At 65.9% G+C, this 26,756-nt stretch carries 23 protein-coding genes and 1 pseudogene; 12 read left to right on the top strand and 12 right to left on the bottom strand.

All coding sequences use genetic code 11. The features are described from left to right. The first annotated feature begins 24 nt into the window (after positions 1-24). Both galE and LRS08_RS03880 read left to right on the top strand, forming a co-directional pair. A complete protein-coding gene (galE, locus tag LRS08_RS03885) occupies positions 25-1,026 on the top strand; it encodes a UDP-glucose 4-epimerase GalE (protein WP_257844823.1) in 1,002 nt (333 codons plus the stop codon). Next, positions 1,023-1,646, top strand: a complete 624-nt coding sequence (locus LRS08_RS03880) for a MarC family protein (protein WP_257844824.1) — start codon at positions 1,023-1,025, stop codon at positions 1,644-1,646. Before galE ends, LRS08_RS03880 begins: the two co-directional genes overlap by 4 nt. 10 nt (positions 1,647-1,656) lie before the next feature. Here the strand turns inward: LRS08_RS03880 and LRS08_RS03875 are convergent, their stop codons facing one another. Then, positions 1,657-3,417 (bottom strand): AcrB/AcrD/AcrF family protein, encoded by a 1,761-nt coding sequence (locus LRS08_RS03875; protein ID WP_260481365.1) that lies wholly within the window; start codon positions 3,415-3,417, stop codon positions 1,657-1,659. Positions 3,418-3,521: 104 nt separating this feature from the next. On the opposite strand from LRS08_RS03875, the gene LRS08_RS03870 reads away from it, so the two are divergent. Both LRS08_RS03870 and LRS08_RS03865 read left to right on the top strand, forming a co-directional pair. Continuing rightward, the gene (locus LRS08_RS03870; protein ID WP_409456274.1) at positions 3,522-3,947 is read left to right on the top strand and encodes a GtrA family protein; all 426 of its coding nucleotides are present in this window, start codon (positions 3,522-3,524) and stop codon (positions 3,945-3,947) included. A 268-nt stretch (positions 3,948-4,215) separates the two neighbouring features. Continuing rightward, a complete protein-coding gene (locus tag LRS08_RS03865; RefSeq protein ID WP_257844825.1) occupies positions 4,216-4,944 on the top strand; it encodes a bifunctional 2-polyprenyl-6-hydroxyphenol methylase/3-demethylubiquinol 3-O-methyltransferase UbiG in 729 nt (242 codons plus the stop codon). Here LRS08_RS03865 and LRS08_RS03860 read toward each other — a convergent pair. The 4 genes from LRS08_RS03860 to LRS08_RS03845 are packed head-to-tail and all read right to left on the bottom strand — an operon-like array spanning position 4,919 to position 8,567. After that, on the bottom strand, positions 4,919-6,016 hold the full coding sequence (locus LRS08_RS03860) for a tetratricopeptide repeat protein (protein ID WP_260481364.1): 1,098 nt from the start codon (positions 6,014-6,016) through the stop codon (positions 4,919-4,921). The two genes, LRS08_RS03865 and LRS08_RS03860, sit on opposite strands and share 26 nt — an antisense overlap. A 28-nt stretch (positions 6,017-6,044) precedes the next feature. Continuing rightward, positions 6,045-6,866, bottom strand: coding sequence for a D-alanyl-D-alanine carboxypeptidase/D-alanyl-D-alanine-endopeptidase (gene dacB, locus LRS08_RS03855; protein WP_260481363.1), 822 nt, complete (start codon positions 6,864-6,866; stop codon positions 6,045-6,047). Beyond that, the gene (locus LRS08_RS03850) at positions 6,814-7,485 is read right to left on the bottom strand and encodes a D-alanyl-D-alanine carboxypeptidase (protein ID WP_260481362.1); all 672 of its coding nucleotides are present in this window, start codon (positions 7,483-7,485) and stop codon (positions 6,814-6,816) included. The genes dacB and LRS08_RS03850 overlap by 53 nt, the downstream gene beginning before the upstream one ends. Continuing rightward, positions 7,482-8,567, bottom strand: coding sequence for a glycosyltransferase family 2 protein (locus tag LRS08_RS03845; RefSeq protein ID WP_260481361.1), 1,086 nt, complete (start codon positions 8,565-8,567; stop codon positions 7,482-7,484). Before LRS08_RS03845 ends, LRS08_RS03850 begins: the two co-directional genes overlap by 4 nt. A 133-nt stretch (positions 8,568-8,700) precedes the next feature. Between LRS08_RS03845 and LRS08_RS03840 the strand changes: the two genes are divergently transcribed. Continuing rightward, complete coding sequence (locus LRS08_RS03840) at positions 8,701-10,857, top strand: TonB-dependent hemoglobin/transferrin/lactoferrin family receptor (RefSeq protein ID WP_257844827.1); 2,157 nt, start codon at positions 8,701-8,703, stop codon at positions 10,855-10,857. Between the two features lie 24 nt (positions 10,858-10,881). Further along, the gene (locus LRS08_RS03835; protein ID WP_257844828.1) at positions 10,882-11,865 is read left to right on the top strand and encodes a DUF6607 family protein; all 984 of its coding nucleotides are present in this window, start codon (positions 10,882-10,884) and stop codon (positions 11,863-11,865) included. 241 nt (positions 11,866-12,106) lie between these two features. On the opposite strand, the pseudogene LRS08_RS03830 reads toward LRS08_RS03835, so the two are convergent. Continuing rightward, a pseudogene (locus tag LRS08_RS03830) lies at positions 12,107-14,195 on the bottom strand (RelA/SpoT family protein). A gap of 113 nt (positions 14,196-14,308) precedes the next feature. Continuing rightward, on the bottom strand, positions 14,309-14,605 hold the full coding sequence (locus tag LRS08_RS03825; protein WP_260481360.1) for a CC_3452 family protein: 297 nt from the start codon (positions 14,603-14,605) through the stop codon (positions 14,309-14,311). 230 nt (positions 14,606-14,835) lie between these two features. Between LRS08_RS03825 and LRS08_RS03820 the strand changes: the two genes are divergently transcribed. Then, positions 14,836-15,255: a winged helix-turn-helix transcriptional regulator gene (locus tag LRS08_RS03820; protein ID WP_409456273.1), complete on the top strand. Its 420-nt coding sequence runs from the start codon at positions 14,836-14,838 to the stop codon at positions 15,253-15,255. Here the strand turns inward: LRS08_RS03820 and LRS08_RS03815 are convergent, their stop codons facing one another. The 3 genes from LRS08_RS03815 to LRS08_RS03805 form a co-directional block, all read right to left on the bottom strand. After that, positions 15,256-17,031, bottom strand: coding sequence for a sensor domain-containing diguanylate cyclase (locus LRS08_RS03815; RefSeq protein ID WP_260481359.1), 1,776 nt, complete (start codon positions 17,029-17,031; stop codon positions 15,256-15,258). It abuts the gene before it with no gap. 73 nt (positions 17,032-17,104) lie between these two features. Then, complete coding sequence (locus LRS08_RS03810) at positions 17,105-17,482, bottom strand: thioesterase family protein (protein WP_260481358.1); 378 nt, start codon at positions 17,480-17,482, stop codon at positions 17,105-17,107. A gap of 44 nt (positions 17,483-17,526) precedes the next feature. Beyond that, the gene (locus LRS08_RS03805; RefSeq protein WP_260481641.1) at positions 17,527-18,732 is read right to left on the bottom strand and encodes an LL-diaminopimelate aminotransferase; all 1,206 of its coding nucleotides are present in this window, start codon (positions 18,730-18,732) and stop codon (positions 17,527-17,529) included. A gap of 192 nt (positions 18,733-18,924) precedes the next feature. Between LRS08_RS03805 and LRS08_RS03800 the strand changes: the two genes are divergently transcribed. From LRS08_RS03800 to clpS, 3 genes are all read left to right on the top strand, one after another. Then, positions 18,925-20,676 carry an alpha/beta hydrolase gene (locus LRS08_RS03800; protein WP_260481640.1) on the top strand — a complete coding sequence of 584 codons (1,752 nt, stop codon included), beginning with the start codon at positions 18,925-18,927 and terminating at the stop codon, positions 20,674-20,676. A gap of 91 nt (positions 20,677-20,767) precedes the next feature. Further along, entirely contained in the window at positions 20,768-21,580 is an 813-nt protein-coding gene (locus LRS08_RS03795; protein ID WP_257844834.1) for a phasin family protein, read from the top strand. A 176-nt stretch (positions 21,581-21,756) separates the two neighbouring features. Beyond that, a complete protein-coding gene (clpS, locus tag LRS08_RS03790) occupies positions 21,757-22,086 on the top strand; it encodes an ATP-dependent Clp protease adapter ClpS (RefSeq protein WP_260481639.1) in 330 nt (109 codons plus the stop codon). Positions 22,087-22,194: 108 nt separating this feature from the next. Here the strand turns inward: clpS and LRS08_RS03785 are convergent, their stop codons facing one another. Beyond that, positions 22,195-22,665 carry a protein tyrosine phosphatase family protein gene (locus LRS08_RS03785; RefSeq protein ID WP_257844836.1) on the bottom strand — a complete coding sequence of 157 codons (471 nt, stop codon included), beginning with the start codon at positions 22,663-22,665 and terminating at the stop codon, positions 22,195-22,197. A 40-nt stretch (positions 22,666-22,705) separates the two neighbouring features. Next, positions 22,706-23,440 carry a Crp/Fnr family transcriptional regulator gene (locus LRS08_RS03780; protein ID WP_257844837.1) on the bottom strand — a complete coding sequence of 245 codons (735 nt, stop codon included), beginning with the start codon at positions 23,438-23,440 and terminating at the stop codon, positions 22,706-22,708. 125 nt (positions 23,441-23,565) lie between these two features. On the opposite strand from LRS08_RS03780, the gene murA reads away from it, so the two are divergent. Together murA and LRS08_RS03770 are read left to right on the top strand one after the other, a co-directional pair. Continuing rightward, positions 23,566-24,849, top strand: coding sequence for a UDP-N-acetylglucosamine 1-carboxyvinyltransferase (murA, locus tag LRS08_RS03775; protein ID WP_257844838.1), 1,284 nt, complete (start codon positions 23,566-23,568; stop codon positions 24,847-24,849). Between the two features lie 49 nt (positions 24,850-24,898). After that, the gene (locus LRS08_RS03770) at positions 24,899-26,746 is read left to right on the top strand and encodes a bifunctional metallophosphatase/5'-nucleotidase (protein WP_260481357.1); all 1,848 of its coding nucleotides are present in this window, start codon (positions 24,899-24,901) and stop codon (positions 26,744-26,746) included. Positions 26,747-26,756: the final 10 nt, after the last annotated feature.

The raw sequence follows: 26,756 nt of genomic DNA, 5'->3' as shown, positions 1-26,756 counted from the left end.
CGCGCAACTAGGGGTGAGACGAAGATGCGCGACGGCACGGTGATGGTGACGGGCGGGGCGGGCTATATCGGCAGCCATGCGGTGCTCGCGCTGCTCGATGCGGGGTGGCGCGTCGTCGTTTTGGACAATCTGGTCACGGGTTTCGACTGGGCGGTCGATCCGCGTGCAGCGTTGATCGTCGCCAATATCGCCGATGAGGACAAGGTCCGCGCCGCGATCCGAGAGCATCAGGTGACCGCGATCATGCACTTCGCCGGGTCGGTGGTGGTGCCGGAATCGGTCAGCGATCCGCTCAAATATTACCGCAACAACACCGCCGCCAGCCGCAGCCTGATCGAGAGCGCAGTGGCGGAAGGGGTGAAGCATTTCATCTTCTCCTCCACCGCCGCAACCTATGGAATCCCGGAGGTCGTGCCGGTACGCGAGGAGGCGCCGAAACAGCCGATCAACCCCTATGGCATGTCCAAGCTGATGACCGAGATCATGCTGAAGGACGTCGCCGCCGCGCACCCGATCAACTATTGCGCGCTGCGCTATTTCAACGTGGCGGGCGCTGATCCCGAAGGGCGCAGCGGACAGAGCACGGCGGGCGCCACTCACCTGATCAAGGTCGCAGTCGAGGCGGCGACGGGCAAGCGCGACGGGGTTTCGGTATTCGGCACCGATTTCGCGACACCCGACGGCACCGGGGTGCGCGACTATATTCATGTCAGCGACCTTGCCGCCGCCCATGTCCATGCGCTCGACCTGCTGATCGCCGATCCGGGGAGCAGCCATACACTGAACGCCGGTTATGGGCGTGGCTATTCGGTGCTCGAAGTGCTCGACGCGGTCGATCGCGTGACCAATGTGACGATCGAGCGCCGAATGGAGGGCCGCCGCGCGGGTGACCCGGACGAGCTGGTGTCGGACAATCGCGCGATCCTGGCGGCGCTGCCGTGGCGGCCGCAATATGACGATCTCGACCGCATCGTCCGCGATGCGCTCGCCTGGGAACGCAAACTGGCAGAGAGGCAAGTGCAATGATCGAGCTGTTCCTGTCCGCCTTTGCAATGCTGTTCGTGGTGATCGACCCGCCCGGCTGCGCACCGATCTATGCCGGGCTGACCAAGGGCGCGCGCCCGACCCAGCAGCGCGCGATGGCGGTGCGCGCGGTGATGATCGCCACCGCGATCCTGCTGGTGTTTGCGCTAGTCGGCGAAGCTCTGCTCCGGACGCTCGGCATCAGCCTCAGCGCGTTCCGCATCGCGGGCGGGATCATGCTGTTCATCATCGCGCTCGAGATGGTGTTCGAGAAGCGCCAGGAGCGCCGCGAGGATCGCGCGGAAAAGGTGATGCAGACGCCGGAGGTCGAGGATGTATCGGTGTTCCCGATGGCGATGCCGATGATCGCGGGACCGGGGTCGATCGCGACGATCATGCTGCTGGTCTCACGGGCGGAAGGGCCGGGCGAGACTGCAGCAGTGTTCGGCGCACTGTTGCTGGTGCTCGCGCTCACCCTGTTCGCACTGCTGGCCGCAGGACCGCTGATGCGGGTGCTCGGAGCAAAGATCGAATCGGTCATTACCAGGTTGCTCGGCGTGCTGCTCGCGGCGCTGGCGATCCAGTTCGTGATCGACGGAGTGAAGCGGAGCTTCGGGGTTTAGGGCGCGAGCCTCAGCGGTCGTACCGGATGCGCCACAGCCGGTAGGGGGCGCCTTTGGGCAGCGGCATCGGCTCCAGCCAGTCGGGGACGTTGCCCTTGGCCAACTGACCGTAGAACCCATCCTTCGCCCGTGCGCGGTACATCGTCGTCTCGGCCATATTGGGGCAGACCAGCAGATATTGCGCGTCATAACGCCGCGCGATGCCGCGAAACGCCTGCGGTGCGCCCTTGAAGGCGTGGTGGACGTCGAGGATCGCGCGCTCGTTGCGGTGATAGGGGCCGGCGATGCCCTTGTGCCGCGTCATCACGATCAGGCGCGGGCCAAGGTCGACATGGGTGAACAGGGTCGAGGGGGGCAAAGCGCGGTCGAGGGTCCGCATCGCGGCGGCGCTCATGCAGCGGCTGTTCGCCTTGCTTACCGCGACACGGACCTTGCTCGGCGGGCCGTTGACCGGGAGATACTTGACCACGAACCCGGCGAAAAGGCCGGATACCATGAGGAAGGCGGCGACCGATCCCAGCACGCGCACGGCCATCCACTTATGCCCCAGAAACCACGGCATGACCGTCCAGGCGAGCCACACCGCGCCCGGCACCGCGAGCAGCTGTGCCGCCGGTCCCGCGCGCACCTGCCACAACAGCATCGCTCCGGCGAAGGCGGTGAACAGGCCGATCGCGACCCAGGCGACCAACTGGTCGGCGGTCTTCGCACGCCATGCGGCGAACCCCGCGCCGATGATGCCGATCACCGGCAGCACCGCCATCGGAAACGCCATGCCGAAGCTGTGCTTGTAGATCGGCCGGGCCTCTCGGACATTGTTGAGCCAGGTTTCGGCCAGCTCGTCCGACACGCCTTCCGGGCGCTGGAGGCAATTCGGGAACAACCCTGCGAACCCGCCCGCGACGATGCTGCCTGCGATCACGGCAAGGCCCAGCCGGAGAAGTCGATTGGCGGGATTGGCGAGGCTCAGGAGGAACAACAGCGCCCCCGCCGCGACCATCACCGACAGCCACACTGGGGTCAGCGCATCGCAGCGCATCGCGTAATTGGCATTGGACGCAAACAGCACGAAGCCCGCGCTGCTCCCGCCCGCGAGGCTGAGGCCATAAGCGCGCATCCGCGGCATTTCGTCGCGGTCCCACACCCAGCGCAGCGCGACGATCGCTCCGGCCATCGCGCAGAACGGCAGCAGTTCCAGCCCGATCGTCAGCGAGCCCGCGCTCGCCAAACCGACGGTGAGGCCGCCGCGCGTGCGCTGCGGGTCGGCAATGCCCATCACGGCGAGTGCGAGAAAGGCGAGCTGCCAGCCATGATGGTCGATGCGCAGCGGCACGAACTGCGCCATCGTCGCGGTGCAGCCCATCAGGATGATGATCGCCAGCGTCCATGCGGCGGGCGCGATCAGCCGGCGGACGGCAGCGCCCATCGCCAGCATCGTCACGGCGAGTGGAAACAGCGGCGCGATCCCCGCCGCCAGCCGTTCGGCCATCGCCGTGCCGGTAAACGGCTGGAACAGCAGGATCAGCCCCGCGATCGGCAGGTCGACGAGGCGCGACCAGTGGATGTCCAGACCGTTCGGCGGGCTGAGGCGATATTGCCGCAGGTCATACCAGTCCTGCCCGGCGAGCAGGCCGCGTACCTGCATCAGCCGCATATTGTCGTCGGTATCGCTCAGCGTGAGCGCGTTGATCAGCCCCCAGCGCTGCCACAGATACCAGCCCGCGATGACGGCCCAGGCCAGCAGGGCCCAGCGCACCCATCGCGCGGTCAACTCGTGTTCGAGGTCGAACCCCGCGAATCGTGTCGAACTCAAAACTGCTTCCCCTTCTGCAGCGCGAGCATTAGGGCGGCGCGCGAGTTCAGGGCAAGGCGGGCGTGGCTTCACTCATTCATCGACTGGACGATTTGCGGCGGAGCGGGATGCTCGGCCAGCTGATCCGTTTCGGCATCGCGGGGGGCATCTCCACCGTGATCTATTCGGCCGTCTATCTGCCGCTGGTGTGGTGGGTGTTCCCGAACCTCGCCGTTGCGGCGGTGCCATTCGCCTTTGCGGTCGCGGTCACCTGCGGCTTTTTCCTGCATAGCTTCTGGAGCTTCAAGGGGCATGGCAGCCGCGACAATAGCGGGCGCCAGCACTTCAAATTCCTGATCGTCCAGGGCTTTGGGCTGTTGCTCAACGCGCTGTTCACCTGGGTGCTCGCCGACCTGATGCACTATCCCGAATGGGTGCCGCTGATCCCGATCGTGACCGTAACCCCCGTCGCGACATTTGCACTCAACCGCCAATGGGTGTTTGGGTAGAGGGTCTGAACTCACTTGAAACGAGGATCGAGATCGCCCGTGGAAGGCCGCCGACAAGGAGCGCAGCGCAGACGCGTAGCAGCGCTACGCGCAAGCAAGCGACGCTGCTCGGCGGCCTTCCACGGGCGACCGCGCGGCGGGCCGAATTTGGCGCCATGCGTCGTCGATCGTCGGTCACGATGTAATCCCATCGCTCCCTCCTCTCCCCTCGCCTGGCGCCAAATTCGGCTCCGTCTCGACCTCGTTTTAAGTGAGTTCAGACCCTAACATGGACCGCATCGTTTACGACCGCATGGCCGAGCATGATTCCACCCATTGGTGGTATGTGGCGCGCCGCGACATCCTCGCCGATTATATCGCGCGCTATGTAAAGCCGCCCAAGGACGCGCGAATTCTCGAGATCGGCTGCGGCACCGGGCACAACCTCCCCATGCTCGGCGCGTTCGGGCAGGTCGACGCGATCGAAATCGACGCCGCCGCGCGCAGCGTCGCCAGCGCACGACTGGGCAAGGAAGTCGGCAGCGCGCCACTGCCCGAGTTGAGCGGTGTGGCCGAGGGTCAATATGACCTGATCGCGGTGCTCGACGTGGTCGAGCATGTCGAGGACGATGTCGCCGCGCTTGCCGGCATGGCCAAGCGGCTGAAGCCCGGCGGGACGATCCTGATCACCGTGCCGGCGCATCAATGGATGTGGAGCGCGCATGACGTGGTGAACCACCATAAGCGCCGCTATTCCAAGGCGACACTGACCGCCGCGCTGGAAAAGGCGGGGCTGAAGTGGCGCAAGCTGCGCTGGTTCAACTCGCTGCTGTTCCCCGCTGCAGTCGCCGCGCGACTGGCGGGCAAGCTGACCGGCAAGGACGACAGCGACGATTCGCCACCGCCGGGGCCGCTCAACTGGGCGTTCGAAAAGATCTTCGGGCTAGAGCGCCATCTGCTCGGCCGCGTGCCGATGCCGCCCGGCCTTTCGATCATCGTGCTGGCACAGCCGAAGTAAGCGATAGCCGCCACGCGACGCGGATACTGGTCGCGAACACGGGCGCGTAGCTGCGCAACTCGTTGCTCGCCGCCGCGTCGAAGGTGCGGAAACGGGCCTGTGACTCCATCGCCCCGGCCATTGCCGCGCGCAACCGGCTGCGGGCTTCGGCTTCCAGTCCGGGGCGGGTGGCGAGCAGGTCGCCCAGGCTCCACTCGCCGATAATGCGGTCGCGATTGTCGGGGGGCAGGAAGCGCGCCTTGATACTCAACGCCTGCCGGTAGCGATCCTCCGCCTCCGCGGTCATCCCGGCGGCGCGGTAATTGGCGGCGAGGCCGTTGAGCAGGTTGGCGACGTCCGGATGATCCGCGCCCGATGCGGCGGTGAACATCCGCATCGCCTCGTTCAACAGATCGCGACCCTGCGTGAGGAAGGCGCGTTTGCGCAGCGGATCGAGGCCGCCGCTATCCTCCATGTCGGTGGGTGCGACCACCGAACGGGTGGCCCCCGCGCGCCGCCGGAACATTGGCGGGATCACCGTTGCGGTCGCCATGCGGTAGAAATTATTGCCGCGATTGTTGAGAAGAATGGCGAGGTCGGGGTCGCCGATCTGGCGAGCAATCGTCACCGCTTCTGCAAACAACGGTTCGGCGTCGAATGCCTTGCCCTGCGCTGCCAGCACCTCGGCCATGGCGTTGAGCGCCCAAGCCAGCTCCATCGCTCCCGGCGACACGGCGCGCTGAATGTCGAGCGAGCGCCGCGCCAGCGCCCCCGCCTCGTTCAGCGCGCCGCGCGCCATCGCCAGCGCGGCGAGCTGGCGCAGGCTGCGCGCGGTGTCGCCATGCTTCTCGCCAAGCTTGGCCAGCCGGATCTCGAACGCGCGACGATAGAGCGGTTCGGCGTCGTTGAGGCGCAACTGCATCGCCAGATTGTCGGCGAGCTTCTCCGCAGCATCTGCCGCCGCGACAGTAGCGGAGCCGCGCCGCTGGACCTGTTCATAGTGCGTCCGGCGCGCGCGCTCGGCGTCGGCGTAGCGCCCCGCCGCTTCGAGCGCGGGGGCGTCCTGGACCAGCATCATCGCGGCGAGCAGCATGGCCTTCTCCCCCTCATCGGGGGCGGCGTCAGTTCGCTTCGGCGACCGCCACCAATGCCGCGTCGATCATCGGCGTTCCCGACGCATCCCCCGGCACATCATTGGCATAGGCGGCGAAGGTGAGCAATTTTCCACTCTTGCCAATCATATAGCCGGCGAGCGCGTTGGTCGCGTTGATCGTCCCGGTCTTGGCGAAGATGCGGCCTTCCAGCGCGGTGCCCTTGAACCGGCGCGACAGGGTACCATCGACCCCGCCGACCGGCAGCGTCTCACGCCACGCCGCGCCCCAGGGCTGGCGCGCGATCCAGTCGAGCAGGGTGACCATGCCGCGCGGCGCGATGCGGTTATAGGTCGACATGCCCGATCCGTCGGAGAAATCGAACGCGGTGCGCGGCACCCCGGCGGCGGCGAACAATGCGGCAACCCGCTTCTGCCCGTCGGCGACCGATCCGGTCCCCTCGACCAGCCCGGTGCGGCGCAGCAGCAATTCGGTGTGCAGGTTTTGGCTGACCTTGTTGATCGTGTGCACATCCTCCGCCAGCGGAGGCGGGGTCAGTGCGGCGAGCCACACCGGAGCGGGTGGGCGCGGGGGCGGGGCGGCGCGCTTCGCCGGATCGTCGGTAGCGGGATCGAGCGTGCGATAGCGCGAGGTGATCGTGCCGCTCACCTTCACCCCGCGCTCGCGCAGCATCGCGGCGAGCCGCCATGCTGCATAATGCGCCGGGTCGTCGATGCCGAAGCGGATCGTCTGGGGCGTCGCGTCGGCGGCGATGGTGCCGGTGAAGCGGATCGTTCGGTCAAAGGGGAGGCGGTCGAAATCGATATCGGTCTTGCCGCCCGCGACAGTCACGACGCGATTGTCGATCTTTACATAGCCGAGATGCTCGACCTTCGGTGCCTCGCCCGGCTTGCCCGGGGGTGACGGTCGCGGCCAGCTCGTTATCGTCGAGGGTGAGCGCGGAATTGGCGGTGCCGTAGCGCGACGGGATGTTGTTCCAGCTCATCCCCGAGCTCCAGCGTTCGTCGGGGAACAGGGTCGCGTCGCCGGTGATGTTGCGGACCCGGCGGATACCTGCTGCGATGGCGTTGGCGAGCTGGCCGAGGCAGTTGGTGACGCAATCCGCCGCGCTCGACAGGCGGGCGTCGCCGCGCCCGGTCAGGATCACGTCCTTGCCCTCGACCCGCACCGCCGCGCCGCCGCTGGTGTCGGGCGCGGTGATCGCGTCAGGCATTGTCCACCATGCTGCGGCCGTGGTCACGATCTTGGTGTTGGACGCGGGGATGAAGCGCTCGTCCGGGCGGATCGACACGATCTCACGCCCCGCGCCATCGCCGACGACCAGCCCGAAGCGCGCGCCGGTCGGGGCCTTGGCGAACTCCGCTTCGACCCGGTCGCGCAACGACGGCGCGTCCTGTGCGAGAACCGGCGCGGCGAGCGCGAGCGCGGCAAGGGCAAAGGCGTGCTTCACAGCAGCGTCGGCGGTTCAGGCTTGCGCTTGGGCGTCTTGGTGGGGGCGGGTGCGGGTTCGTCGGTGTCGGCGCGCGGGGGCGCGAACGGCGCGACGGTGACCTCCCCCGAATCCTGGAAGCGGTAGCCGAGTGAGGCGTGACCCTTCACCGGCCCCGCCACATCGGCGACGAGGTAGAGCGGACGCCGCTTCGATTCGACATAGAGGCGGCCGAGATACTCACCGATCATGCCAAGCACGAACATCTGCACCGCGCCGAGGAACACCACCACCAGCATCGTCGAGGTCCAACCCTGCACCGCGTTGCCGAACAGCCACCCGACGACGATGTAAAGGAACAGCAGCGCCGACAGGCCGGTGAGTGCGAGACCGACATGGCTGGCGAAGCGGAGCGGCGCGGTCGAGAAGCCGGTCACCGCATCGAGCGCGAAGCGGACCATCTTGGCCAGCGGATATTTAGTCTCGCCGGCGTGGCGCTCATGCCGGTCATAGACGAACGGTACCTGGCGGAACCCGACCCAGGCGACCATGCCGCGAATGAAGCGCGCCTGTTCGGGCAGTGACAGAAAGGCGTCGAGCGCACGGCGGGTCATCAGGCGGAAATCGCCGGTGTCGAGCGGGATCGGCGTGTCGGTGATCCGGTCGAGCATGCGGTAGAAGAGCGCGGCGGTCGCTTTCTTGAAAAACGTCTCGCCATCGCGCTTGCGGCGCACCGCATAGACCACGTCCGCGCCCTGTTCGCGCATGGTCGCGCGCATGTCGGACAGCAGCTCGGGCGGGTCCTGAAGATCGGCGTCGATCACGAGAATCTCCTCGCCCGCGCACAGGTCGAGCCCGGCGGTGAGCGCAAGCTGATGCCCGTGGTTGCGCGACAGATTGACCGCGACCAGATGCGGGTCGGCGGCTGCCAGTCGCTGCATTACCGCCCAGCTGCCATCGCGCGACCCGTCATTGACCAGCACGATTTCATAATCGTCGCCAACCGCGGCGCGCGCCGCTGCGGAAACGCGACCGTGGAGTAGCTCGAGACAGCCTTCTTCATTGTAGCACGGCACGACGACCGAGAGCTTGGGACGTTGCATGCGACGGCTTCTAACGCGGCGCGCGGCCTTCGTCATGCGCGATTTATGCCGACGTGGTTGACACCCGAAACGACGCCGCCTACTCGAACCGCAAATGAGAATCACTCGCATTCGCAAGTTGAAGGGGTTTGGTATGAAGTCGCAGCGTATCGTTCTTGTCTCGGGAGTCGCGCTCGCCGCGCTGCTCGCTTTGCCCGCGCGGGCAAACGACGCGGATGCCGACCCCAAGGACGTCGTCACCATCACCGCGACCCGCACGCCGATTGCGACGCAGGATGCGCCCGCGACCGTCAGCGTGATCGACGAAGCGCAGATCGCCGATGAACTCGTCACCGACATCAAGGAACTGGTGCGGTTCGAGCCGGGGGTGAGCGTCGCGCGCCAGCCGACCCGCTTCGGCGCGGCGCTGGGCACCACGGGGCGCGCGGGCAATGAGGGGTTCACGATCCGCGGCCTCGGCGGCAACCGCGTGTTGATCCAGGTCGATGGCGTGCGCGTCCCCGACGGGTTCACGTTCGGCGCGCAGGGCGTGGGGCGCGGCGACTATGTCGACCTCGGCCTGATCAAGTCGGTCGAGATTCTGCGCGGCTCGGCGTCGGCGCTTTACGGCAGCGACGGACTGGCGGGCGCGGTCAGCTTCATCACCAGCGATCCCGAGGATCTGTTGCGCACGGGGCAGAATGTCGGTGGCCTCGTGCGTGCGGCCTATTCCTCCGCGGACAACGAGTTCAGCGAGACCGCGATCCTCGCCGGGCGCTCGGGCGACTGGTCGGTAATGGCGGCCTATACGCGCCGCGACTTCCATGAATATGAGAATCGGGGGACCGTCGGTGGCACCGGCGCGGCGCGGACCCAGCCCAACCCGCAGGATGGACGGTCGAACGCCGCGCTCGGGCGGCTGGTCTGGGAGAGCGGCGGGCACCGCATCCGTCTGACCGGCGAGTATCTCGACACGCACCTCTACACCGATGTGCTGACCGGCCACAGCGCGAGCGTGCTCAACCTCGACGCGACCGACACCGGCCATCGCTGGCGCGCAGGACTCGACTGGAGCTGGCAGGGCGACGGCACGATCGAGGCGGCGCGGCTCGCCGTCTATCTTCAGGATTCGGAGGACAGCCAGTTCACGTCCGAGGATCGCAACCCGGCGGTCGATCGCACGCGCCTCAACATCTTCGCCAACCGCGTCTACGGCGCAGCGGGCGAAGCGCGGCTGAACTTCGGGACGGCGGAGGCGCCGCTGCGGATCATCCTGGGTGGCGACGTCAGCCGGACCGAGCAGCAGGGACTGCGCGACGGGACCGTCCCGCCGGCGGGCGAAACCTTCCCGACCCGCGCCTTCCCCGATACCGACTATACGCTGATCGGCTTGTTCGCGGCGGGTGAAGTGGCGCTTGGTCCTGTGACGCTGCACCCGGCGCTGCGCTTCGACCATTTCGACCTGTCCCCCGATACGAGCCAGACCTTCCCGGGCATCACTCCGGTCGCGCAGAGCGGGTCGCGTGTGTCGCCCAAGATCGGCGTGGTCGCGAAGCTGGGCGAGCGCGTTCGCCTGTTCGCCAACTATGCGCAGGGGTTCAAGGCGCCCGAACCGAGCCAGGTCAACGCCTTCTTCGGCAATCTCGGCTTTGGCTATATCGCCGCGCCCAACCCCGATCTGCGCCCCGAAACCAGCGCCAGTTTCGAAGCAGGCGTGCGCTTCCTCAGCGACAATGTCCGGCTCGACGTCACCGCCTTCCACGCCGATTATGACGACTTCATCTCGCAGGAGGTGGTCGGCGGCAGCTTCACCCCGACCGATCCGGCGATCTACAAGTTCATCAACATCGACAAGGCCGAGGTCGAAGGGATCGAGGCCAAGTTCGAGGCGTGGAGCGACACCGGCTTCACCGGCCGCCTCTCGATCGCCTACGCCACGGGTGACGAGATTGCGCCGAGCGGCACCCGCTCGCCCCTGCTGACGGTCGATCCGTTCAAGGTCGTGATCGGCGCGGGCTGGCGCGATCCGGGCGGGCGGTTCGGCGGGCAACTCATCGCCACGCACAGCGCGAAGAAGGAAACCGACCGCGCCGGCGGCGGCTACACCCCGCCCGCCTTCACCACGCTCGACCTCACCGCATTCGTCAAGGTCACTGACAGCATCACGCTGCGCGGCGGCGTCTTCAACCTGACCGACGAAACCTATGCCTGGTGGAGCGATGTGCGCGGCCTGTCGCCGACTTCAACTATCAAGGACGCCTACACCCAGCCGGGCCGCAACGGCAGCGTGTCGGTCAGCTTCCGCTTCTGAATACCGACATCAACGGAGGGTAAGGTGAAACACTGGATTCGATTGAGCATCGCCGCCGCGCTGCTGACCGCAACCGCCGCCCCGGCGCTGGCCGACGGCCCCGTGCGGGTGCGCACGCCCGAGGAAGAGAAGGCGAGTTTCGAGGCCGACCGCCGCGACATTCTGGCGATGGCTGGTAACTACAAGGTCAAGTTCGACATGCGCGAATCGACGCCGTGGCGTGGGGGCTATGCGCCGATCGAGGCGAAGATTTCGGGCGGGCATGAATCGGTCCGCGTGATCGAGGATACCGGCCGCATCATCCGCCTTCAGCACCTGCTGGTCGTGACCCATGAGGGCAAGGACCACGTCATCAAGCATTGGCGACAGGACTGGGAATATGAGCCGGAAAAGGTGCTGGTCTATTCCGGCCCCGACAGCTGGACCTGGGAAGAAGTGCCCGAACGCATGCGCGCCGGCCGCTGGTCGCAGACCGTGTATCAGGTCGATGACAGCCCGCGCTATGGCGGCTGGGGCCAGTGGACGACCGAGGGCGGGGTCCGGCGCTGGCGCTCCAACTGGATCTGGCGTCCGCTCGCCCGCCGCGATGCGGTGCGCGGGCCGGTCTATGACCGCTATCTCGGCATCAACCGCCACCAGAACTTCCCCGGCGGCTGGGTCCATTGGCAGGACAACACCAAGATGGGCCAGTTCGACGGCAAGCTTCAGCCGGTGGTGCAGGAATATGTGCTGAACACCTACACCAGGTTCGACGGCTACAGCGTCAAGGCGGCGGACGAGTATTGGGCGGCGACCAAGGGCTATTGGGCCGCAGTGCGCGCCGAATGGGACCGCATCGCTGCCGTCAAGAACGGCATCCGCATCACCGAAGCGGCCGAGTCCGGCACCGTGATCGCCAGCCGCCTGCTGGAAATCGCTGGCGACGTCCGGTCGGGCAAGCTTGCTGAAGCTGATGCGATCAAGACGGCCAAGGCGCTAATGGATCAGGCCACCCGCGCTGCGAACTGACGTGACCCTCCGGCCCGCGCAACCGTGCCGGTTCCTGCCTGCCCCGGACTTCAGCCCCTGCGGCGGGCGTTTTGGTGGTTGAGGAACGGCGAGATTGGGTAGAGCGTCGCGCGTCCAATTTGGATCGCTCTACTGCCGTTTGCCCTGAGCTTGTCGAAGGGCAGGGGGCTGCCCTCCGTGAGCGCGGCAGCGGTGCTTCGACAAGCTCAGCACAAACGACTGTGTAAGCCTGCCTTGCGCCCTAAACCCGCTCCGCCGAACTCACCGCGTCCGCCGCGCGGAGTGCCGCGATCAGTTTCATCAGATGCGCGGCGTCGCGCACCTCGACGTCGATCAAGTTGGTGTGGAAGGTCGTGTCGCGCGTGTCGAAGCGGATGTTGAGGATGTTCGCCTTGTGCTGGCCGAGCAGAGTCGCGACCGCGCCGAGCGCGCCGGGTTCGTTTTTCAGCGTCACCGCGATGCGCGCAGTGCCCCCCCTCCGCCTTGTCGCCCCAGCCGATATCGACCCAGTCCTGATCCTCGACGGCGTCGAGCCGGGAGCAACTGATCTGGTGAATTTCGATCGGGGCGTCGGGGTGGCGCACGCCGACGATGCGGTCGCCGGGGACGGGGTGGCAGCACGCGGCAAGCGTGAAGGCGACGCCCGGGGTCAGCCCCTTGATCGAGATCGGCATGCGCTGCACCGGCTGGAGCAGCGCTTCGTCGGCGGTCGATCCAGGCATCAACGCTTCCATCACCTGCGCATCGGTGACTTTCTGGCGCGCGATCGCCTCCATCAGTGCGTCGGCATCCTCCAGCTTGAGCCGGGTCAGCGCCGCGCCAAGCGCTTCCTCGCCGATCGGCACCGGCAGTCGGCCGACAATCTCGTCATAGAGCTTGCGGCCGAGCGCGATGGTCTCGTCGCGCTCCTTGTGGCGCAGATGGCGGCGGATCGCGGCGCGCGCCTTGCCGGTGATCGCGAAGTTGAGCCAATTGTCCTGCGGCCGCTGCGCCTTTGAGCGCAGGATCGCCACCTGATCGCCCTGCGCGATCTCGGTGCGCAGCGGGACGACGCGGCCATTGACCTTCGCGCCCACCGCCTGGTCGCCCAGATCGGTATGCACCGCATAGGCAAAGTCGATCGGCGTCGCGCCCTTGGGCAACTGGATCAGCTCACCCTTGGGCGTGAAGGCGAAGATGCGATCCTGATACATCGCCATCTTGGTATGTTCGAGCAGCTCCTCGGGGCTTTCGGCCTGTTCGAGGATATCGACCAGATCGCGGATCCAGCTGACCTGCGTGTCGGGGCGCACCGCATTCTGCTTGTACGACCAGTGCGCGGCGAGGCCATGTTCGGCCTGGCTGTGCATTTCGCGGGTGCGGATCTGGATTTCGACGCGGGTGTCGCCGGCATGGATGATGCTGGTGTGCAGCGAGCGATAGCCGTTGCGCTTGGGCGTCGAGATATAATCCTTGAACCGCCCCGGCACCATCGGCCAGCGGCGATGGATGATGCCGAGCGCGCGATAGCATTCCTCTTCGCTGTCGACGATCACGCGGAACGCCATGATGTCGGACAGCTGCTCGAAGCTGACGTGCCGCTCCGACATCTTCTTCCAGATCGAATAGGGGTGCTTCTCGCGCCCCGAAATCTCCGCCTCGACTCCGCCGCGCGAGAGCAGCAATTTGAGACCCGAGCCGATCTTGGCGATGCGGTCCTCGCCTTCGACGGTCAGCGCTTCTAGCCGCCTGGTGATCGACTCATAGGCTTCGGGCTCGAGCTGCTGGAAGGCGAGCGTCTGCATCTCCTTCATGAATTCGTACATGCCGATCCGCTCGGCGAGCGGGGCATAGATGTCCATCGTCTCGCGCGCGATCCGTCGCCGCTTCTCGGGCTTCGCGATATGGTGCAGCGTGCGCATATTGTGCAGCCGGTCGGCGAGCTTGACCAGCAGCACGCGGATGTCGTCCGACATGGCGAGCAGGAATTTGCGGAGGTTCTCCGCGGCGCGCTCGCTTTCGGTCTGCGCCTCGATCTTGGACAGTTTGGTGACGCCGTCGACCAGCCGCGCGACGCTGGGGCCGAACTTCGCCAGAATCTCTTCGGGGGTGGCGACGGTATCCTCGATCGTGTCGTGCAGGATCGCCGTCGCGATCGTCTCGTCGTCGAGATGCAGGTCAGTCAGAATGCCGGCCACCTCGATCGGGTGGCTGAAATAGGGGTCGCCGCTGGCGCGCTTCTGGCTGCCATGCGCGTGCATCGAAAACACATAGGCGCGGTTGAGCAGCGCCTCATCGGCTTCAGGGTCGTAGGACAGGACCCGGTCGACTAGTTCATATTGACGCAGCACCGGTCGAAGATGGGGGCGGGTGGTGCTGCTTTGCAACAGGATTCACGCGGAACGGGCACCGGCGCTGGCCGATGCCCGTTCAGTGTTGCGTCAAGGTGACGGGTGTGGCGCGATTACTTCGCGCGGGCGTTGCACGCCGCAAGCGCCTCGGCGTCGAATGCGGTGCCGCCGACTGAGAAGCTGGACAGCGCGCCGACGCGCTGCACGACGCGCTCGCACATCACCTTCTCGCTCATCGTCGACTTCGGCGCGGCGCAGATGCCGTCCTTGCACTTCCAGACAGTGGTCTGGGTGATGAAGCTGGCCTTCTTCGGCGCTTGGACCGGGGTGGCAGTGTAGTGGCCGGACTGGGCAAAAGCGGGGGGTCGCGGCGCTGACGAGGCAGAGCGCGGCAGCGGCGATCGGGGCAAGGCGGATCATGATACTCTCCCTGGGGTGCACTGCAACAAAGGTTGCGAATCACTACTTACTCCGATAGGTTTTCAGTTGCAACTAGAAACTGTTGCTGCACCGCAAGGAACTAATCGCGTTGTGTGGCCGTCAAAATGAGGTAGATTCAGCGGTTATGGGCCACAATGGACTGCGAGAGCCGCTTCGACAGCTCGCCAACAACTGCAGCCTTCCGGCCGCGCTGGAGGCGATGGGAGAGCGCTGGTCGTTCCTGATCCTGCGCGCGTCGTTCAACGGCCTGTATCACTTCGAGGAGTTCCAGTCGGAGCTAGGCATCGCCCGCAACATTCTCGCCAACCGCCTCGCGCGGTCGGTCGATCATGGCATCCTCGCGCGACAGACCTGTGACGACGATCGTCGCAAGGTCGAATACCGACTGACCGAAAAGGGGTTTGCGCTGCTCCCGACCATGGTTGCGCTGCGGCAATGGGGTGAGCGCTGGGAGACAGGAATGCCCGCGACGCCGGTGCTGGTCGACGCGCGCGACCATCGCCGCATCGCGCCAGTTCAGGTGATGAGCCATGATGGGCGCGTGCTGGGCAAGCACGACCTGATCTGGTCGCTGCCTGAAGATGTTGTCGGGGAAGGCGCAGTCGAAGCCGCTGAATAGTCACGCGGCGGCGAGTTCGCTGCGGTTGCGGCCGCGCGATTTGGCACGGTAGAGTGCGACGTCGGCAATGCGGAACACTTCGTCGGACGACAGGTCGGGGCCGATCGGCGCGATGCCGACACTGACGGTGATGGTGAACGTCGCGCCGCCGGCATGGATACGAGCGTCCTGAAGCGAGTTCCGCACCCGCTCGCACGCTGCCAGCGCGGCGGCGGTCGACAGGCCCGGAAACAGCACCGCGAATTCCTCGCCGCCCAGTCGCCCGATCACATCCTCGACCCGCAGATTGGCGCGCAACACATCCGCGAAGTGCAGCAATGCCGCGTCACCGGCATCATGGCCATGGCCGTCATTGACCTGCTTGAAATGATCGAGGTCGAACAGGGCGAGCGTGCCGGGCCGGTCCGGGGTGTCCATGCGATACTGGTCGATGCGGTCCTGGAAGGCACGACGATTGAGCACGCCGGTCATCGGATCGGTGTTGGCCTGCCGCACCAGATCGGCCTCGCGCGCCTTGCGCTGGCTGACCTCGCGGATCACGGTGACGACGCTCAGCACCGCATCCTGCTGGTTTCGCACGGCGCGCGCTGTCGTCTCGAACCAGCGCACACCGCCCGTCGCGATCTGGCCGCGAAATTCGAAACGGTGGACGCGATCCGGTTCGGCGATCACCCGGCGATAGGCGTCGCGCACGCGCGCGCGATCGACCTCGTGCACCAGCTCGACCGGGCTCTTGCCGATAATCGAGTCGGGCGGATGGCCGGTCACGTCGCGCATCGAGGGCGAGGCGAACTGGACGACGCCGTAAGGGTCCAATGTCATCACCACGTCCGAGACATGATCCGAAATCAGCCGATAACGCGCCTCGCTCGCCGCGACGGCGACGGCGAGTCGCTGGTTTTGCGCGATCATCGTCGCGAACGGGACCGCGATCAGGAACAGCACGGCCAGATAGAATTGGAAGAATAGCAGCTTGAACGCATGGCTCCCGTCGATCAGCTCGATCGGACCCATGCCCGCGACGGTGAAGCCCGCACCGATCACCGCGATCAGGAAGACGCCGAGAGTCGCGCCGGCGACGCGAAAAGCCATCGTCGCCGCAATCAGCGGAAGGATCGGTACGAACAGCAGCGGCAATCGGGTCTGGGCGAAGCAGAGTGTGGTCACACCGACCATCAGCGTCGCGATCACGACGAAACGTGTCACCGTAGCGCGGCTCGCGGCTTGCTCTCGATAGGTGTTGCCCGCCAATGCAAGTAGTGCGATCGGGGTGGCGATCAGCGCGCCCAGGCCATGGCCAATACCCCAGCTCATCCAGACCGCCCAGGGGTTTGCTCCTTGATAGAGCGCCAGCGTCGCGGCGGAAATGACCCCCGTAGCCAGCGGCGCGACCACCCCTGCCGCAGCGACAAACCCGGCCAGCGCGCGCAGCGACAGGAACACGCGCGCGTCCGCGCCGAAGCGGGCGAGCAACCCCCAGGCGATCAGCGCTTCGGCGATATTGGCAACGCCAAACACCGGCGCGAGGGGGGCGTAGGGCGAGACCGCCAGCGTCGCGGCGACCGATGCGCCAAAGCAGCTCGCAATGTGCAGCGGGCGTTCGGTTGCGGGGCGGGTCAGCAGGGCCGCGACCAGCACGCCATTCGCGATCCACAGTAGCGCCACATTGCCGCTCAGCCGGGTGAATGCAATCGCCCCCGCTGCGCACAGAAAATAGGTGAACGCAATCGCGGCGACCACCAACAAGTCAGTTCGAAACAGGCTGCCGCGATGCATCCACCGACGCTAGTCAGTGCCGGTTAACACCACGTTTCGCGTACCCCCATCCGAACCGCGTATCACAACCGCTTCAATCGCTTGGCAGCATTCGCGCGCGGATGGCGGGCGGTACCGGAGTTGAGCGCCCCGCGTCGAGATCGACGTTGACGTGAACCAGCTCAATCACCGTGTGCAGCACGCCGGTCTGGGCATGGACCAGCTCGACGCGGCTGGTCACGCTCGACGTCCCGATCCGGTCGGTTCGGGCATAGGCATCGAACTCGTCATCATAGCGGAGCGGGGCCCGGTAATCGACGGTCGCGCGGGCGACGTGGAATTCCATCGCGAGCCATTCGGGCAGGTCGGCCAGGGCCAGCCAACGCCAATATTCGCTGAGCGCCACATCGGCATATTCGAGATAGCGGGAGTTGAAGACCACCTTCTGCCCATCGATCTCCGCGTAACGCACGCGCAGCCGGTGGCAGAAGGCAAAGCCCTCTCTCGACGGCGCGATCACGCCGATTTTGCGCCGGTGTTCACGCCCATCGACTGAAGATAGCGCTTCACGTTGCGTGCGGCCTGACGCAACCGTTGCTCATTCTCCACCATCGCGATGCGGACGAACCCCTCGCCATTCTCGCCGTAACCGACGCCGGGCGCGACCGCGACCTTGGCGTGTGTCAGCAGCTGCTTGGAGAATTCGAGGCTGCCGAGATGCGCCAGCGCGGGCGGGAGCGGAGCCCAGGCGAACATCGATGCAGGTGGGGGCGGGATGTCCCAGCCGGCGCGGCCGAAGCTCTCGACCAGCACGTCGCGGCGTTTGTGGTAGAGCTGCCGGTTCTTCTCGACGATGTCCTGCGGGCCGTTGAGCGCAGCACAGGCGGCGGCCTGAATCGGGGTGAAGGCGCCGTAATCGAGGTACGACTTCACCCGCGTCATCGCGGCGATCAGCTGCTTGTTGCCGACCGCGAACCCCATGCGCCACCCGGCCATCGAATAGGTCTTGCTGAGCGAGGTGAACTCGATCGCGACATCCTTTGCGCCCGGCACCTGCAGGATCGACACGGTGGGCTTGCCGTCGAAATACAGTTCCGAATAGGCGAGGTCGGACAGGATCCAGACCTTGTTGTCCTTCGCCCAAGCGACCAGGCGCTCGTAGAACGCAAGGTCGACGGTCTCGGCGGTCGGGTTCGACGGATAGTTGACGACCAATATGCTCGGGCGGGGGACAGTGAAGGCGATCGCGCGCTCGAGGCTGTCGAAATAGGCCTCGTCCGGGGTCGTCGGCACCGCGCGGATCGTCGCCCCGGCCAGGATGAAGCCGAAGGTGTGGATCGGGTAGCTCGGGTTGGGCGCGAGCACGACGTCGCCCGGCGCGGTGATCGCGGTGGCGAGGCTGGCCAGCCCCTCCTTCGACCCCATCGTCACCACGACCTCGCTATCGGGATCGATATCGACGCCGAAGCGGCGGCCATAATAATTGGCCTGGGCACGGCGCAGGCCGGGGATCCCCTTCGACTGCGAATAGCCATGCGCGTCGGGCTTGCGCGCAACCTCGATCAGTTTTTCGATGACATGATCGGGCGGGGGCAGGTCGGGATTGCCCATGCCCAGGTCGATAATGTCCTCTCCCGCCGCGCGCGCCGCTGCCCGCATCGCATTGACTTCGGCGATGACATAGGGGGGCAGTCGCTTCATGCGGTAGAATTCTTCGGACATACTGCTGGCTTTCGGCTCCTCGTGGTCGCGCATTGCGCTTGGGCTCGTTATACAGGGGGGCGGGGCGGCAAGCCAGAGGAGAGGCGCGTGGCGACGGCAAAGAAAAAGACGGCGACCGCAAAGACGAAGCCTGAGCCGACCACCACAGCAAAACCCAAGGCGAAGCGCGCGGCCAAGCCCAAGGCGGCGGGAGTGCCACCGCCGGAATCCGATGCCCCGGCTCAGCCGGGCCTTGAAGATCTGCAGCACTGGACCTGGGTGTTTGGCCGCGCGCAGCAGATGATGATGGAGCAGGGGCTGGACCTCGCCGGGCAGATGTCGGCGATGCCCCAGATGCCCGCCATGCCGACGGTGCCCCCGCTCGACCCAGCTGCCGCGATGCGTGCGGGGGCCGAATTCTGGGCCGACACGATGAATTTGTGGCAGCGCTTCCTCGATCCCGCCAAGGCGCAGAAGTTCGAGGAAACGCCAGAACAGGCACGTGACAAGCGCTTCAAGGCGCCGCAATGGCGCGAGCAGCCGGTGTTCGACTTCATCCGCCAAAGCTACCTCACCTTGTCGGGACATCTGCTCAAGGGGGTCGACCAGATCGAGGGGCTTACCCCGAAGCAGAAGGAGCAGTTGCGCTTCGCGACGCAGGGCTTCATCGACGCGATGAGCCCGAGCAACTTTCCGGCGACCAACCCGCTGGTGGTCGAACGGACGATCGAGACCAAGGGCGAGAATCTGCTCAAGGGTCTGGCGCACATGCTCAACGACCTTGGCAAGGGCCAGATGACCCAGACGGTCGAGGGCGCGTTCGCGGTGGGGGAGAATATCGCGACCACGCCGGGCCGGGTGGTCAAGCGCACGCCGCTCTATGAGCTGATTCAGTATTCGCCGACCACCGACACGGTGTTCGAAACCCCGCTGGTGATCTTCCCGCCGTGGATCAACCGCTTCTACATCCTCGACCTGACGCCGGAAAAGAGCTTCATCCGCTGGGCGGTGGAGCAGGGGCTGACGGTGTTCGTCGTGTCGTGGAAATCGGCCGATGCGAGCATGGCCGATGTCGTGTGGGACGACTATGTCGAGCGCGGTCAGATCGACGCGATCGACACGATTCGGGAATTGCTCGGCGTCGAGAGCGTCCACACGATCGGCTATTGCGTCGCGGGGACGACGCTCGCCGCGACGCTGGCGGTGCTCGCCGCGCGGGGTGAGGCGGCGAAGGTCAAGAGCGCGACCTTCTTCACCGCTCAGGTCGATTTCAGCGAGGCGGGCGACCTCAACGTATTCGTCGATGACGAGCAGCTCGCGCTGATCCAGTCGTTGACCAGCGATGGATTTCTCGACGGACGGTACATGGCCGCGACCTTCAACCTGCTGCGCGGGCGCGACCTGATCTGGAATTACGTCACCAGCAATTACCTGCTGGGCGAGGATTATACCCCGTTCGACCTGCTCCACTGGAATTCCGACGTCACCAACCTGCCGGCGAAGTGGCATGCCAGCTATCTGTGCGACCTGTATCGCGACAATCTGCTGGTCCAGCCGGGTGCGCTGGCGATCGGGGGGACGCCGATCGACCTCACCTGCGTCAAGACCCCGGCCTATGTCCAGGCGGGGCGCGAGGATCATATCGCGCCGCCGCGCAGCGTGTGGAAGCTCACCGGCCATCTCGCGGGGCCGATTCGCTTCGTGCTGGCCGGATCGGGGCATATTGCAGGCGTGGTCAACCCGCCCTCGTCGGGCAAATATCAATACTGGATCAACGAGGCGGGCGCGACCAATATTGACGAATTTGTTGCAGGTGCGGTCGAGACCAAGGGGAGCTGGTGGCCGGACTGGATCAAGTGGATCGAAGCGCTGGATGCAGCGCGCGTTCCCGCAAAGAAAGCCAGAATCCCTAGCGTAAATGAGGAACTCGGGGCGGCTCCGGGACGTTACGTCCGAACCCGCTGAATTTTTTTGTGCACTGCACAATAAACCTCTTGAAACACGGTTTACATCGGCGTATATGCTGCAATGCAATAGTCGCAGCGAGGACGTCGATATGGCCAGCAAGGGTCCGCGTACCGGGGCGAAGAAGCCGGTAGCCAAGTCGCCAGTCGCGAAGGTCGCGCCCAAGGTTGCAGCTCTGGCCATCGAGCCGAAGCCGGAGCCTGTGGTCGAAGCCGTCGCCGCGCCGGTCGAAGCCGTCGCCGCGCCGGTCGAAGCCGTCGCCGCGCCGGTCGAACCGGTGGTCGAAGCCGTCGAAGCGGCAGAGCCCGTCGTCGCGGCCGAGCCGATTGTCGAACCGGTGGTCGAGGTTGTCGCCGAGACCGTCGAGCCGGTCATCGAAACTGTCGCGGAAACCGTCGAAGCGGTCGCCGCACCTGTAACCGAGATTATCGAAGACACCGCCCCGCAGACGGCGGACACCGCAAGCAAGGGAATTTATACCATGGAAGCCATTGAAAAGACCCAGGCGATGTTCGCCGAGCTGAACGACAAGGCGAAGGCGCAGGTCGAAAAGAACACCAAGCTGGTCGGTGAAATGACCGAACTGGCCAAGGGCAATGTCGAAGCGCTCGTCGAGAGCGGCAAGATCACCGCCAAGGGCCTCGAGACGCTGGGCCAGGACGCTGCGGAATACAGCCGCAAGTCGTTCGAGAACGCGACCGCCACCCTGAAGAGCATGTCGGCAGTCAAGTCGCCCGCCGACTTCTTCAAGCTGCAGAGCGACTATGTCCGCAGCGCGTTCGACTCGATGGTCGCCGAGACCTCGAAGAACACCGAAGCGTTCATCAAGCTCGCCGGCGACGCCGCGCAGCCCGTCTCGAACCGCGTCGCGGTCGCGATGGAGAAGATCAAGACTGCGGCCTGAACCGGCCATCGGTCCTGATTGGACGAAATTGGGGCGGTCGCGGGAGCGATCGCCCTTTTTCTTGTCCTGCACCCGCGATTTCGCACGATCCGCCCCTTGCCCTCCACCCGGGCCTGCCATATTTTTCCGGGCTCATGTCAGCACCGCATCTCACGACCCCGATGGCCCCGATCGCGATGGCCGACGATCCCGACCGCGATGACGAGGACGGGACCAATACCGGCGTCGCGACCCGCACCCGCGCGAAGACCAAGAAGCCGACGCCCTATCGGGTGCTGATGCTCAACGACGATTACACGCCGATGGAATTCGTCGTGCTGGTGCTCCAGCGCTTCTTCAAGCTGGATATGGAAGAGGCAACGCGGGTGATGCTTCAGGTCCATCAGCGCGGCGTCGGGGTGTGCGGCGTGTTCAGCTATGAAGTCGCGGAGACCAAGGTGGCCCAGGTGATCGACTTCGCCCGGCAGAACCAGCATCCGCTTCAGTGCACACTCGAAAAGGCGTGAGCCGCCGATAGCTAGATGTAGCGTCACCCCGGGCTCGACCCGGGGCCCCGCTATCTTGCCTGGTCGAAGAAGCTGGACCGCGGGTCAAGCCCGGGGCGACCGATTGGCTCAGTAATCCCGCCCGCGATAACGATGGTCGGTGCCTTCGACGGGCGTGTCGCCGATGAAGGTCGCCCAGACGCCCGCGGGTTCCCAAACTGAATTCAGTTCGGCGCGTGCGGCCTCCTCGCCAATCGCATCGCGGCGGTAGCGATAGAAGAATGCCGAAACGCGCGCATTGACGATGCAGTGGACATGGACCGCCCGCCCGTCCGCCTCGGCCATGGCGGCGGCGAAGGCGGCATAATCCGATTCGGTCGGGGCTGAGAAATCGACCGGAATATAGGTATAGCGCATGCCCAAGGCTGTGACGCTGGCCGCTTCGTCGGGCAGTGCCTGGACATGTTCGTGCGGGCCGAGATTGATCACATCGGTCACGCCGAGCGCGGCGATCTCGGCTAGCTGCGCTTCGGATGGCTGGCCCGAGCAGGTCAGCGTCGGGCCAAGACGGCGCCAATTGAGGATGGCGGGGTCGCTCATCCCGCACCTATAGCATTGCGGTTGCGGACAGGCGACCGGCTCAGCGCGCCTCCGGCAACCAGCTCAGGTCCAGCCCTTCGTACCGGTTCACATAATTCGCCGCACGTCCCATCGCCGCCTCGTCGAGCAAGGTGACGCGGCCCGATCTGCGACCGATCATCCCCTCTTCCTCCAGCTGGCGCAGCATGCGGTTGACATGGACCGACGTCAGGCCGGTCGCGTCGCCGATCTCTTCCTGGGTCAGGCCGAGGTTAAACGCCTTGTCGATCGTCTTGTCGGTGCCGCGCAGCCGGTTGCGCATCTCCAGCAGCAACGCCGCAACCCGCGCCTTGGCCGAGGTCCGGCCGAGTGCGGCAAGCCGGTCGGTCAGTGCCACCCGCTCGATCTGGCAAAGGACGAGGATCAGCGATGACAGGCGAGGGTGGGCAACGCTCAGCGCGCTGAACGCCTGCCGGTCGAACGGGCAGACGACACAGTCCGAAAGCGCGCACAATGTCTCGGGCGATTCGCGATAGACCAGGCTGGATACGCCCAGCATGTCGCCTGGGAAGTGAAAGCGCAGAATCTGGCGGCTGCCATCGTCGAGCAGGACATAGCTCATCACCAGTCCCTTGCGCAGGACGAATAACTCGCCCGCCGGCTCATTCTCACGCAACAGGATCGCGCCGCGCCGGATATGGCGCTGTCGTTCCTCCAGCCGCTCCAGCGCAGCCCTCTCTCCCGGCACGAGCGTAACCAGCTCGCCGAGAATTTCCGCGAAACAACTCCCTGACACTCTGTCCCTTCCCCCCAACTTCCCCCTGCAAAGCATTGCTGCAAAATCAGCGCATTAAAGTCGATCAAGCCGCGTAACGGTTGGCCGCACTTGCGCGCGGATTTCGAGTCGATAGAAGCCCGTCAATGGACCGTATTCTCATCCGCGGCGGAAACCGCCTATCCGGTAACATCGCTATATCCGGTGCGAAGAACGCCGCGTTGACGCTCATGCCGTGCGCGCTGTTAACCGACGAGCCGCTGACGCTGCGCAATCTGCCGCGTCTCGCCGACGCCGACAGCTTCGGGCATCTGCTCAACGAGCTGGGCGCCTCGACCGCGATCGAGGGGACGCGTCCCAATGATTTCGGCCGCGTGCTCACCGTCCGCGCATCCCGCCTGACGTCGAGTGTCGCGCCGTATGACATCGTGCGCAAGATGCGCGCGTCGATCCTGGTGCTCGGCCCGTTGCTGGGGCGTGAGGGCGAGGCGACGGTTTCGCTGCCCGGCGGCTGCGCGATCGGCAACCGTCCGATCGACCTGCATCTGAAGGCGCTGGAAGCGATGGGCGCGGAGATCGAGCTGGCGGCGGGCTATGTCAAGGCGACCGCTCCCGGCGGGCGTCTGGCTGGCGGGCGCTACCGCTTCCCGGTGGTGTCGGTCGGCGCGACCGAGAATGCGCTGATGGCGGCGGCAACCGCGCGCGGCACCACGGTGCTCGAAAATGCGGCGCGCGAGCCCGAGATCGTCGACCTGTGCAACCTGCTGGTCGCGATGGGCGCGTCGATCCACGGCATCGGCAGCGAGACGCTGACGATCGAGGGCCGCGACCGGCTGCACGGCGCGACATACAGCGTGATGCCCGACCGGATCGAGGCGGGCAGCTATGCGTGCGCCGCCGCGATCACTGGCGGCGACGTCGTACTCGAGGGCGCGAAGGCCGACGATATGCGCGCGACGCTGGACGCGCTGGTCGAGGCAGGCGTGACGGTCGAGGAGAAGCCCAACGGCATCCGCGTCGCCGCCGATGGTCCGTTGAGGCCCATCACGCTGTCGACCGCACCCTATCCGGGCTTTGCCACCGACATGCAGGCACAGTTCATGGCGATGCTGTGCAAGGCCGATGGCGCGAGCGTGCTGACCGAGACGATCTTCGAAAACCGCTACATGCACGTGCCCGAACTGACCCGGATGGGCGCGAATATCGACGTGCGCGGGCGCACGGCGGTGGTCCATGGCGTCGATCGCATGGTCGGCGCGCCGGTGATGGCGACCGATCTGCGCGCATCGATGAGCCTGATCCTCGCCGGCCTGGTTGCCGAGGGCGAGACCCAGGTCAGCCGCATCTATCACCTCGACCGAGGGTATGAGCGGCTGGAGGAAAAGCTGCAGGGCGTCGGCGCGGACATCGAACGCGTCGGTGACGGCTGACCCGCAGGCTGTTACCTGACCGGCGAGACCGACTCGCCGGAGACTGCATATGCGCCTGATCGTTGGATTGCTCGCGGGCCTCGCGCTCAGCGGCTGCGCGTCGCAGCGTGCCGCCACGCCCGCCGCGCCCATGACGGTGCGGATCATCGCCTTCAACGACTTTCACGGTGCGCTCGAAACCCCGGCGCGGCCGATCGACTTGCAGGCGGCCGACGGCAAGACGGTCAAGGTGCCCGCCGGTGGCGCGGCCTATTTCGCCTCGGCGGTGAAGGCGCTCAAGGCGGGCAACCCCAACAATGTCGTCGTCGCGGCGGGTGATCTGACCAGCGCCAGCCCGCTCGTCTCCTCGCTGTTCCTCGACGAACCGACGGTCAAGGCGCTGAGCATGGCTGGCCTTGAGTATAACGCCGCGGGCAATCACGAATTCGATCGCGGGACGAAGGAGTTGCTGCGCCTTCAGCGCGGCGGGTGCGAAAAGAACGCCGTCGCCCAGCCGTGCCAGCTCGAGCCGTTCAAGGGCGCGTCCTACACCTATCTGGCGGGCAACACGCTCGACGCATCGGGCAAGAGCCTGATGCCCGCGACGGGCCTAAAAAGCTTCGGCAAGGGCCGGCGCAAGGTCACGATCGGCTTTATCGGCATGACCACGCGGATGACCGGCACCTATGTCGATCCGGCGGGCATCGTAGGATACAGTTTCGCCGACGAGGCAGAGACCGCGAACAAGCTGATCCCGCAACTGAAGGCGCAGGGTGCCGACGCGATCGTCATCCTGGTGCATGAGGGCGGCTATCCCGCGCGGTCGGATCAGCCGGAGAAATGCGAAGGGCTGTCGGGACCGATCCTCGACATCATGGACCGGCTCGATCCCGGGGTGGACGTGATCGTCTCCGGCCATACTCACCGCGCCTATATCTGTGATTACTCGGTCACCAACCCGGCCAAGCCGGTACTGCTGACCAGCGCGGGAAATAACGGGGTAATGCTGACCGCGATCGACCTGACCTTCGACCTCGCGACGAAGAAGGTGTCTGAACGCTCGGCGAGCCAGCGGATCGTTCAGGGCAGCGGCAATGTCAGCGCGGGCGGGCCGGTGAAGAGCAATATGTACTTCCCGGTCTATCCCGCCGATCCGGAAGTCGCCGCGCATGTCGCACGCTATGCCGCCGCCGCCGCGCCGCTCGCCCGCCGCCCGGTGGGCAAGGCGTCGGCACCGATCCTGCGCGACGAGGATAGCGAGACCGTCGAATCGCCGCTGGGCCTGCTGATCGCCGATGCGCAACTGGCGGCGACGAAGAAGGATGGAGCACAGATCGCGCTGATGAACCCCGGCGGCGTGCGTGCGTCGATCACCCCGGCTGCGGACGGGACGGTGACGTTTGGCGACCTCTATACGACCCAGCCTTTCGGCAATAACCTTCAGGTGCGCGAGTACACGGGCGCGCAGCTGCTGGCGGTGCTCGAACAGCAATTCACCAACGCGGACGGGCCGAAGCTGCTGTTCCCGTCGGGCCTGACCTATAGCTATGACCGGTCGAAGCCGGAGGGGCAGCGGATCATTGCGCCGCTGGTCGATGGCAAGCCGCTCGATCCGGCGGGCAGCTATCGCGTGGCGATGAACGGGTTTCTGGCCGGCGGCGGCGACAGCTTCACGACGTTGAGGGTCGGGCGGATCGTCGCGGGCGGCGTGCTCGACCTCGACGCGCTGGAGGCGTGGTTCGCGCGGGGGGCAGGTGGTGACCCCGCCCGCGCTCGGACGGGTCAAGGATGTGGGGGCGGAGTAACGCTGGATCGTCACCCCCGCGAAAGCGGGGGCCCATCTCCCGAACGCGCGGCAAACCGCACCGGTGTGGATTTGGAGGGCGCAGGGGATGGGCCCCCGCTTTCGCGGGGGTGACGGGCGTGGG

The sequence above is a fragment of the Sphingomonas sp. J315 genome, assembly GCF_024666595.1.
Taxonomy (GTDB): domain Bacteria; phylum Pseudomonadota; class Alphaproteobacteria; order Sphingomonadales; family Sphingomonadaceae; genus Sphingomonas.
The sequence above is the reverse complement of the archived record's forward strand: the minus strand, read 5'-3'. Positions and strand labels throughout refer to the sequence as shown.